The sequence below is a fragment of the Paenibacillus sp. MDV22-iso6 genome (genome assembly GCF_058408365.1).
Map to the genome: position 1 here is coordinate 449,358 of NZ_JBZVDZ010000004.1, position 10,962 is coordinate 460,319.

At 46.8% G+C, this 10,962-nt stretch carries 9 protein-coding genes; all 9 read right to left on the reverse strand.

The window, feature by feature from the left end; translation table 11 throughout:
• Positions 1-108: 108 nt before the first annotated feature.
• Positions 109-975: an aldo/keto reductase gene (locus tag AC4PM4_RS14065; RefSeq protein ID WP_491613870.1), complete on the reverse strand. Its 867-nt coding sequence runs from the start codon at positions 973-975 to the stop codon at positions 109-111.
• A gap of 69 nt (positions 976-1,044) precedes the next feature.
• Positions 1,045-1,476: an RrF2 family transcriptional regulator gene (locus AC4PM4_RS14070; RefSeq protein WP_488731536.1), complete on the reverse strand. Its 432-nt coding sequence runs from the start codon at positions 1,474-1,476 to the stop codon at positions 1,045-1,047.
• Between the two features lie 70 nt (positions 1,477-1,546).
• Positions 1,547-2,431, reverse strand: coding sequence for an AraC family transcriptional regulator (locus AC4PM4_RS14075; protein WP_491613871.1), 885 nt, complete (start codon positions 2,429-2,431; stop codon positions 1,547-1,549).
• A 36-nt stretch (positions 2,432-2,467) separates the two neighbouring features.
• A complete protein-coding gene (locus AC4PM4_RS14080; RefSeq protein WP_491613873.1) occupies positions 2,468-3,295 on the reverse strand; it encodes a sugar phosphate isomerase/epimerase family protein in 828 nt (275 codons plus the stop codon).
• Between the two features lie 12 nt (positions 3,296-3,307).
• On the reverse strand, positions 3,308-4,315 hold the full coding sequence (locus tag AC4PM4_RS14085; protein WP_491613874.1) for a zinc-dependent alcohol dehydrogenase: 1,008 nt from the start codon (positions 4,313-4,315) through the stop codon (positions 3,308-3,310).
• Between the two features lie 325 nt (positions 4,316-4,640).
• Positions 4,641-7,304 (reverse strand): endo-beta-N-acetylglucosaminidase, encoded by a 2,664-nt coding sequence (locus tag AC4PM4_RS14090; protein WP_491613875.1) that lies wholly within the window; start codon positions 7,302-7,304, stop codon positions 4,641-4,643.
• A gap of 100 nt (positions 7,305-7,404) precedes the next feature.
• A complete protein-coding gene (locus tag AC4PM4_RS14095; protein WP_491613876.1) occupies positions 7,405-8,913 on the reverse strand; it encodes an ABC transporter substrate-binding protein in 1,509 nt (502 codons plus the stop codon).
• A 58-nt stretch (positions 8,914-8,971) separates the two neighbouring features.
• Positions 8,972-9,928 carry a carbohydrate ABC transporter permease gene (locus AC4PM4_RS14100; protein ID WP_090996711.1) on the reverse strand — a complete coding sequence of 319 codons (957 nt, stop codon included), beginning with the start codon at positions 9,926-9,928 and terminating at the stop codon, positions 8,972-8,974.
• 22 nt (positions 9,929-9,950) lie between these two features.
• Complete coding sequence (locus AC4PM4_RS14105) at positions 9,951-10,856, reverse strand: ABC transporter permease (RefSeq protein ID WP_205524889.1); 906 nt, start codon at positions 10,854-10,856, stop codon at positions 9,951-9,953.
• Between the last annotated feature and the right edge of the window lie 106 nt (positions 10,857-10,962).

Below are 10,962 nucleotides of genomic sequence, written 5' to 3' on the forward strand. Positions count from 1 at the left end.
TTTGTAAACGGAAAATCCTGGAATTGTTAACGAATTGTCAATGTTTTCATAAATACAAAAAAAGAGTCGATGGAATATGACCCACGACCCGTTTTTTGTCTTATTTTCCTAGATAAATAGTTTCATCAATGTATTAAAAATCGGATTCACAATATAACCTGTCGGATGGATCGAATACCTCTTACCCGAGTTTAGACGACTGATCTTTTCCATTTCCTCAGCGGACAGCTCAAAATCAAAGATTTCACTATTTTCTCTGATCCGCTTTGGATTGGATGATTTGGGAATCAGGATGACGCCCCGTTCCAGATGCCAACGCAAAATCACTTGAGCCACCGTCTTATGGTGATGATCAGCGATTTCCTTCAATACCGGATGCTGTAATAACACTTTATTCCCCTGCCCCAGTGGACCCCACGCCTCATGTAAAATTTGATGTTTGTCCATATAGGCACGCAGTTCGTTCTGCGGGAATTCCGGGTGCGTCTCGATCTGGTTGATCATCGGCAAGATTTTCGTGTGCTTCCTTAATTCTTCCAGATGCTGAATCTCAAAGTTCGCGACCCCAATGACTCTGATCTTGCCTTCCTCGTATAATTCCTCCATGGCTTTCCACGTTTCGATATACTTTGGCGAGGCAAAATGGATTAAATACATATCGAGGTAATCGACACCCAGCTTGTTTATGGTTTTCTGGAAAGCTTTCTTGGTGGCTTCATAGCCATGATCTGTATTCCAGACTTTCGACGTGATGAAGAATTGCTCGCGCGGAATTGGACTATGCCGGATCTCTGCTCCCAGCGCTTTCTCATTCCCATAGATCCGGGCAGTATCAAAATGTCGGTACCCGACCTGAATGGCCTCGCGAGTCGCTGTTGTAAATTCTGCTTCTTTCGTTATTTTGTAAACCCCAAAGCCCAGTTGGGGAATAGGAACCCCGTTTCTGGCTTCAGCCACTTTTGTATGCAAATTCATTTTAGCTGCTCCTCTCAAAACGCAATATACTTGATATATATTATATCTAGTTAAAGCCAAAAAAAGAGGTTAACCCTTTTTTTCTTCATGAAACAGATCGGTTAACCGTATGTCTTTTAAATAATTCTGCATTGCGATCTCTGCGCCTTCAAGATGATGAATGACCTTTTCTTTCACGTCATCCACGTCTTGTCCCTGGAGTGTTACATCGGTATGAATTTTAAACAAATCTTTGCCGGGTTCAACCGCCAGGAATACATCCAACATCGTGATTTCCGATAAAGGCTGAGCAAGCAATATGCCGCCCTTGGCACCTTCTTTTGCCGCAGTCAGTTTGGCGTTATTCAGGTTGCGAATGACTTTTACCGTCGTAGGAACCGGAATATTTAGCTGCTCCGATATCACTTTGGTCGATAGATAGTTAAGACAGTTCTTCTCGGTGTACGCGTGAACGTAGAGCAGAATGGAGATTCCCTGTGATAAGGCTGTAGAGTATGCCATTGCATTCATCCTAACTATTTCTTTTCTAAATATACTATATATCTTTTATATTTAGTTAGCAACTATCCGCCTATTCCCACTCCACCCTCGATTTCATCGCTGCATATTTACTGGGAGTGATACCTACAGCAGCCTTGAAAGACCGACTGAACAGATGAATACTCGAAAAGCCAACTTCCTCGGCAATCCGGGTTAAATTATGTGTGCCTTCAATAATTCTTTTCTGGGACTGCTCTATTCGGATATGTGTCACATATTTGTGAAGGGTAATCCCCAGCTTGCTTTTGAATAAATACGATAAATGGTTCGTCGATACACCGACATGTCTACTGATAGCAACATTATTTAATTGAGGGTCGGCGTAGCATTCATGAATATAACGAATCGACTTTTCAATGAATGCCCACCCCTTGGTCATGTTCCCCTCTTGGTCCTGATCTTCGGATTGATTTTTGAAAAACAGATGCAGCAACTCCAAACATATGGATTTCGTGATTAACGAAGATCCTCCCCGCTGCTCCTGAAACTCCTTATGCATGAGCGCAAATCTCTTTTTCCATTCAATTCGATCGGCTAGCTGCAAATGAGAGATTGGCCGTATGGAAGCCAGCTTCATTTCCCTATCCGCCAGATCAGGTCGTTCACTATGAGCTGCACTCGTATTCTTCAATAAACTACGCTCTTCCTCATAGTACAGATCAAAATGAAAAATATACTGAATCAATGGCTGCGTGGAGGTAGACCGAATGATATGAGACATGAATGGATGCATCAGCACAATGTCGCCTTCTTTGACCAGGTATTTCACACCACTCAAGAAGAACTCCGCTTCCCCTTGTTCGATGTATGTATACACATGATCGTGGTCTATCCATTCCCCTGCCAAAGAAAATGATTCCGTCATTCTTGCCGCTCTTACGAATGGCGAAATGCTATTCATCCATGCCTCATACACATGTATTCCTCCCCACTGCCTTCTCACTGATCCGGTTTATATTTTCGCAAACACTTTATCGAAGCCTGCTTTGGACTTGGCAAACAATTCACTTGAATCGAGGGTTGGTGTTGGTGCAAGCACCTCTTGAGATACAACGCCAGTGTATCCAATGGTCTTCAGGTTCTTCAAGAACCCCTGCAGATCGATTACTCCCTCGCCAGGGTATAAACGCTCATGATCCAGCAATTCTTCAATGGGCAGATCATAAGCATCATTGATATGAACATGGACAATCTGTTCCTTCTTAAGATCCAACACCTCTTCAATCTTTAATCCATTCGTATGCCAATGATAGGAATCCACCAATAAACCTACATTGGGAGCATGAATTGTTTCGATCCAGTCAAGCGTATCCTCCACACTCCAAATAAATGGATTCTTCCATTGAGTACGCAGATGATGGCAACCCACAAACTCCAGGCCTAGCCTTATTCCATATGCGTCCAGAATATCTGCACACAATCTCAATCGTTTGGTAGCTGCCGCCATAAATGATGCTGCTGGCTGATCTGTGGAAGGTAAAATATAGGTACAACAGCTGTAACAGTTCAATGCAGCAGAGGCTTCTGCCATTTGAACCAGCGATTGAAGACCATCACGAAACTGTTCATCTGTGGTTCTCCAGTCTACGGTCAGATCGGATGAACCGATGATCACCTGATTGCTCTCCAACAGATGTATAGCCTGTTCCTTGCCAACCTCTTCAATCAATGAGAGCGGATTCAAATCTACAGACTGAAATCCGTATGTTGCAGCGTTTGTAATATATTGTTCATTGGACTCGATGTTCCCTAAGCCTGCTCTTGTTAACCCTCTAATCATCCCAATCTCCTCCTAGGACCAGTCAAACAGTACACCGTTATACTGGTCTTTATTCATTCTCAGTCCCTCGTATGCTTCTTGCGCTTGATCCGGCTTCATCACATGACTGATCAATGGTTCGATATGCAGCTTGTTCTTTAACATCAGTTGAAATACAATGTTCGAATTTCTCACCAGGGAATGCTTAACGAATTCGTTCGGCTCAACCGGGAAGCGCCATTCATGTGCCCCCTTAAACGTAATGCAGCCTCGTCCATACAGGTGGCAGTAGTTCAATATATCGGTGACATCCGTGTTATATTCGCCTCGTGGACTGCCCAGGAAAATAATCTCTCCCAGCTTCCCGATCCACTCCAGACTTTGAACACCTACACTGGGTACACCCGTCGCCTCAATATGAGTGGATACACCTGCTCCATTCGTTAGGACATGTATCTTTTCTTTTACTTTATCTTCTCCGCCATGGAGCGTATAGTCAACCCCACATGTCTGGGCAGTTCGAATTCGTTCTGGTGACAGGTCCACGCCAATCACAGTTGCACCTTGAAGGCGTGCCAATTGAGCCGCCAAATTCCCTACCAATCCAAGCCCCGTCACGCCAACAACGTCCCCAAGTTCAATATTGGATACACGAACGGAGGTGAATGCCACGGTTGCCATACGGGTGAAGGGAACCCACTTCAAATCCAAGTGCTCAGGTACCTTGATGAAAACATGATCTGTGGATACCACTTGATATTCAGCATGTTGACCATAATGGAACACAGCGTCCCCAGGCTGAACATGGTGTACCCCCTGTCCCACCTCGATCACTTCACTTACACTTGCATACCCCGGACATACGGGAAGCTTGGCCCACTCTTCTTTTCCCGATAACATGGCCAGCTCCGTTCCCGGACTGATGAGGGAATAGATCAATTTTACCAATACTTCCTTCTCCCCTAGAGCTGGCAAGATAAAATCCTCTTCTACCGTTTCCACTTGCAGCGGACGAGCAAACATGATCTTTCTATTCTTCATCACCTTCACTCCTTTCTTATCTTTTTAACTACAATATAAGACTTTTCATTCGCATTGTCTTTGATTGCAAAACCGATTTTTTATCTAAAACAACGATTTTAAAACCTTTGTAAGCGAATCCAGCATAATCGTAAAAAGGCTCACAAGATCCAATGATCTGTGAGCCTCAAATTCAATCTTATTCAGTCGTAGTCTGATACAATGCGGTACACCCGTTAGACGACCAGCTACTTCAGGGATAGCCGGCCGTTATTGAAACCGGATTGGCCGCATGGTTCCTTTTTTGCTAATTTCACAGCTACACTTGTCACTTCTCAACCGCCAACTACGGCTGCAGCCCATGAACCTCAAACTCATAGATTCGGGCTGCCGTATCGCCGCCCTGCGTAGGTTTCAGCACATTCAGCTTCACATAACGAGCCTTGACCAGTGCAATTGCATCCGAGGTTTCGGCTGCGGTATTCCCCTGTACATGAACTACATCTGACCAATTCAAGCCATCAGCACTGACCTGGATCGAATAGTCGCTCGTATTAAAACCAGACCACTCCCCACCACTCTCCGCATGTTTGATGACAAAACCACTGATCTGATGTTCTTTGCCAAGATCAACTTGCAGCCAATGCGCCTGATTCCCCAGTGCGCACCACTTGCTATTGCCCGTCACCTTGCCGTCAATTGCCTTTCCCGCACCTTCAGCAGGTCCGCAAGCATGGTCGGCAGTGGTCGTTTTGCCAAGTGCGACATTTTTTATCCCGGAAGCAGCCTTACTTACGGTGATCAAAGCTTGCTTTGTTACCGTATCCTGCCCCGAGCTGTTGGTAGCTGTAAGCGTCACATTGTACGTGCCTTCCTTGTCATACGTTACCACTGGATTTTGCTCCGTGCTGACAGACGGACTGCCATTCTTGAAAGTCCACAACCAGCCTTCCGTCACCTCGGAAGAGAGATCAGTGAAATGCACCTGCTGACCCGGTGTGATCAGCGTTGTATCCGCCTTGAACTTTGCTTCCGGCTTCGGATACGCTGGCCACTGAATGGTCACGCTGGCAGCCTGGCCGCGCTCATATTTTGCATTCACTGCCACGACTTTCAGTATAGTCGCCTGTTCCGCGTTGATTCTCTTCATCTCAGGCACATAGAACACGTTATTGGCGGTCGCACCCACCCAAGTCTCTTTGCCGTCGGGCAGTACACGGTAAATCTCATATTGTTGAACTTCCTCGTTCAACGCGTTCCATTGCAACCTTGCATCACCGTAAATACCGCCGCGGAAATCGGATTGGGTGACATTCAATGCTTGAACGGCCTCAAGAGGGTTCGATGGATTACTGTTCTTGTTCTTGTGGATAGATAGCTGCCCAATATGGATGTTATAATCCGATACGGTTTCCGTACTGTCAAAATACAAAGACAATGCCGCAATCTGCTTTCCTTGGTAAGGCGTCAGATTGATCGTGTCCGTCGCCCAGTCGGTTGCCTTCTCGTTCTTCACATCCAGAAAGACGAACTGGTCCGGCTGGTCTGCAAAAGCGAGGCCAACCTTCATGCCCGGCTTGCTCTGCGTCTTGTACGTAATTGATAGCTCAGTACCCGACTCGATCTTGAGATCTGTTTTATACAGCTTCAGATGGGTTGCATTCGTTGGACTTAATGCACCGGCTACCTTCAGGGAACTGCCACCATAATAGGCATCCGACCAATCGAGAGAAGGTTTCAGCGCCGTGCCTTTACTTTCTGCTAACCAGCGCCATGTCGGAAGTACGTCCTGCAAACTGCGATTATTCCATCCAGTCTCCCGCACTTGTGTGCCATCAACATAGAATTTCTCGCCACTGCCCGTGTTGAAATTGGTCGTGAAGGGCAGCTGGTCCACCGGCGATGATTCAACCACATTGTTCGCAATCCCTTTCCAGGCCTGGCTTGTCGACGTATTGGCCGGGTTGCCGTTCTGCCCTACCCAGAACTTATTTTCACGGGCAAAGAAATCGGTCATGCTGTCCGCGCTGTTGTACGACCAATCCGGCCGATAAATGCCGAGGGAAGTCACAGCCGATTTCCCTTCAGGAAACAGCAAATTCCATTTCAGACTGGTATCGAATCCTTTAGCTTCCACATCGATACCTGCGAACAGTTCAAATGGTGATCTGCCCAGACTTTTGGCTTTGGCCGCAGAACTGCCAAGATCATTCCACCAGAAATTCAGGAACATGCTGTCTGATACCTTGTTCCCGTTATCCTGAAGGAACATTGCATTCCGGTCCGTCAGCGCATTTTGCCATGAAATATTGCCTTCCTTCGTCATGGAATCATACCAGATGATCTCCATACCCGCAGGCTTATGATCCTGAAGATAACGGAGGAATGTCTTCATTAACTGTGCGTCAGTGGCTGTTCCACCTTCAGTCTCCTGGTTGATAAACCAGCCGTCAAAACCGTAGTACTCTGCTACCTCAATTAATTTATCCGCGGCGGGGAAGGAGCCGTCGCTGTTCTGCTGAAGCATTTGCTTCACCCACTCATATTTGCCACCGTATACCGATGGCGGGAAGAACACTGTGCCCATGATTGGCACTCCGTTCCGGTGTGCCGCATCAATCGTATCGGCGCTTGGTGGCACAATAATGCCTTCTCCCGCCGAGCCACCCCAATATACGAGCTTGTCGACATACTGCCAGTAAGAGAACGTATTTGCAGAGAATGTATCCGATCCCTGCGATGGAACGCCACTGGTTCCCTGATTCAGCGCAGACAAGGCCATTACTTTGGGATCTTTCGTTGCGTTCGGGTTAACTGCCTCGCCTGTGAATCGGCTCTGGAGCGGAATGGTGCTCCGGTTGAAGGCCGCATCCGGGTCGGAAGCTGGATTCCAGTTAAGCAATTGTTCAGGCAGCCAATAGGATGAATAAGGTTGCTTCGCCAAGGCCGCTGAGGAAAGAACAGCGCATACCAATATTACAAATAGGAGACTCGCACCAAGCTTTTTCATGCCATATCCTCCAATCCAATTTTGGCAATCCACTCAGGGTAAAAAAAGAAACGCCCGTCAAACCGGACAGACGTTTCCATGTCTACTTTATCATTCAGGCTTATTTTGGATTTGCAGCTTTCCATTCGTCGTATTGCTTTTGTGCTTCTGCAATCACTTTATCCAGACCTGCCGCTTTCAACTTCTCGATCGCTTTCGGCAGATGCTCATCCGGGTCAACAGCTCCCGTCATGATGGATGGGTAGAATTCCTTCACGATGGCGGAGATGGAAGCCACTTCCGTCTTCACCGGGTCAGGATTGAAGTTGAAGCCAAAGCTCGGAGCAACTTTCGCGGAATTGTTGAATTCCTTGAACGCTTCCCACTTATCTGCTGGATCTTCCTTGTGCATGTAGGTCAGGAACAAGTTACCCAGGGCAAAGCCAGGCATCTGGAATCCGTCCTTTATCGCTGGCAGATCCTCAATGACATTATCCGAAATCTTTTTGTAATGTGTTCCTTCAATGCCGTAGTTGATCAGGTTACGCAGATATGGATCGGTATTCAGCAAGTTCAGGAACATCATAGCCCGTTCAGGGTTCTTGGAGTTCGCCGAGATTGCATGCATAGCGCCTGTTGCCGAACCAGTAAAAATAACCGGATCCTGCATCGGTGTAGTCACGATATCATAGCCCGCACTTCTGGACCATCCCAGTTCGGCGTACGGCTGTGTCTGTTCACGGTCAACAAACCATTTGCCTGTTTTGATGTTGTCGATGCCTTCCAGTGTCGCTACATCCTTGCGCAGATAACCAGCCTGATAGTATTTACGGATGGTTTTCAACGAGCTTTTCAGCTCTTCGGATTCCAACACATTAACGTATTTACCGGTGTCACCATTCATGTTGATACCAACCGGGAATTCGTCACCCAACAGGAAGTCGAACGCCAGATAAGGCTTAAAGCCCTTCGGAACAGCCAGCGGAGTAATGTCGGCTGGTTCATTGTCCTTAATTTGCTGCAGGTAAGGCTCCAGATCTTCTAATGTGCGAATCTTGGTGATGTCCATGTTGTATTTATCAACGTACTGCTTGTTGAAGCGCCATACCCATTGCGAAGCCAACTCTTTGTTCACTGGCACGGCATAGTTTTGGCCACCGATCTGCGATCCCGTAAGGAACCGTGGATCAAGTTGCTCTTTAATGCCCTGACCATACTTATCCAACAGATCATTGATTGGCAGGAATGCTCCTCTGGTGGCATTTGGCAGATAATCATAAGCCCAGGAAGAAGTGAAAGCGATATCATAATTTTCGCCCGAAGCGGTAATGACTGGCATACGTTTGGAATAATCACCCCAGTCAATCATCGTGATGTCGACGGTTGTATTTATTTTCTCCATTAAGTATTTGTTCATTTCTTCCTGTACCATTGGCAGATCGCGCTGTGGACCACCAATCAGATATACCTTGAGCTTCACCGTGTCCTTATCGCCGGATTCTCCCCCGGATGCCGCATTCCCGCTTGTATCATTGGTATTACTGCCACCGCAGCCTGCTAGAACAGTAGAAAATGTAAGCAGTAAAGTAACCATGAGCAGAACCATTTTTTTGGTCTTTTTGTTCTTCATGTGTATCCCCCTTATCAATGTTATTGTTACTGCCCTTTGAGGGCAGGCACAACCAGACTTATTCTTTGACCGAACCGATGGTCAGGCCTTGTATAAAATACTTTTGGAAAAACGGATACGCCAGCGCAACCGGCAGTGTAGCCAAGACTACCATCGCCATGCGGACGGTCTCTGTTGGCAGTGTCGAGGCAATGTCGTAGGACACGACCCGGCTGCTGTTTTGCACAACAAAATCCATATTGTTCTGTATTCGAATCAGCAATGTCTGGAGTGGAATCAGATTCGCATTGTCGATATAGAGCAACGCATTGAACCAGTCATTCCAGAATCCTAACGTACTGAACAATCCAATAGTCGCAATGCCCGGCAACGAAATCGGCAGCACGATGCGCGTATAGATACCGAATTCAGTAGCTCCGTCAATTTTGGCCGACTCAATAACCGCATCCGGCACAGTGGTCGTGAAAAATGTACGCATAACGATAATGTAAAAAGCGTTCATGATTGACGGCAGGATCAGCGCCCAGATCGAATCCCGCAAGTGCAGCACCTGCGTAACCACAATGTAACTGGGAACGAGACCGCCGGAAAATAGCATGGTGAAGAAGGCCAAAAAGCTGAAAAACCGACGCTGTGCAAAATTTTTGCGCGAGATGGCATATGCATACGTGGTGACCAAATACAGTGTGAGCGCGGTTCCGACAACCGTCACCGTTAAGGTAACCCCAAACGATTGGGCCATCTGCTGCCCGGATTCCATAAGGAATCGGTAGGCATCCAGCGTCCAGACTTCAGGGAATAACTTAAATCCATTGATCGCCAGCGTCTTCTCATCGGTAAATGAGATGATAACAATGAACAGAAACGGAAAGATACAAGATAAGGCAAACAGACCGATAGCTATATTAAAAATCACATTGGATAATGGCGAAATGGCATTCAGATCTTTCGATTTCTTTCCGGTTCTCCTTGTATGGGCAGATGCCCGCTTTACCGGTTCGCTTAAATTACTCATGGAAGCACCCCCTTGCCGCAGCCTAGAATACGGCATAATCCTTTTCAATTTTACGCACAGCATAGTTTGCCAGCAGGACAAGAATCAAACCGACAACCGATTGATACAATCCTGTAGCTGTACTCATTCCTGTATCACCCATAATGGTCAAGCCGCGGTATACAAACGTGTCGATGACATTGGTGACGGGATACAGCGCACCAGAGTCCCGCGGAACCTGATAGAACAGTCCAAAGTCGGAACGGAAGATCCCGCCGATCGCCAGAATGGTCAGGATGATCATTAGCGGTCTGAGCAGCGGTAGCGTTATGTACCTGATCTGTTTCCACTTCGTAGCGCCGTCGATCATCGCTGCCTCATAATAAGAACGATCGATACCTGCGATTGCCGCCAGATATACTACACTGCCATAACCTGCACCTTTCCACAGGCCGAGCAGAATGAGAAAATACGGCCAATACCCTGTCTCACTGTACCAACTAACCGGATCTCCACCAAAATAGGTAATGATCTGGTTGAACACACCCTTTTCCACACTCAGAAACGAGAAGACGAAATAACTGATAATAACCCAAGACAGGAAATAAGGCATAAACATCGCGGTCTGGTAAATCTTCGCCAGCCGTTTGTTCAACAGTTCGTTCATGATGATCGCAAGCGTCACCGCGAGCACCAACCCGAGAAAGATCAGCCCCAGGTTATACAGAATCGTATTACGTGTGATGATATAGGCGTCACTGGTGGAGAACAGAAACTCAAAGTTCTTGAACCCGACCCATTCGCTTTTTAGAACGCTTTCAAGAAATCCGCCCGGATGTATCCGGAAGTCCTTAAAAGCAATAATCGTTCCGAACATTGGCAAATAGGCAAAAATGATAAACCAAGCTGCTCCCGGCAGTACCAGCAGAAGAAACGCCTTGTTCTTCATCAGACTTTTGAAGATACCCTGCACGGCTGTCCCTCCTTATAATCTCTTTCATTATCGCTTTAGCTGCATCCAGCATTAATCCCCTATAATCAACACTGGACCTAAG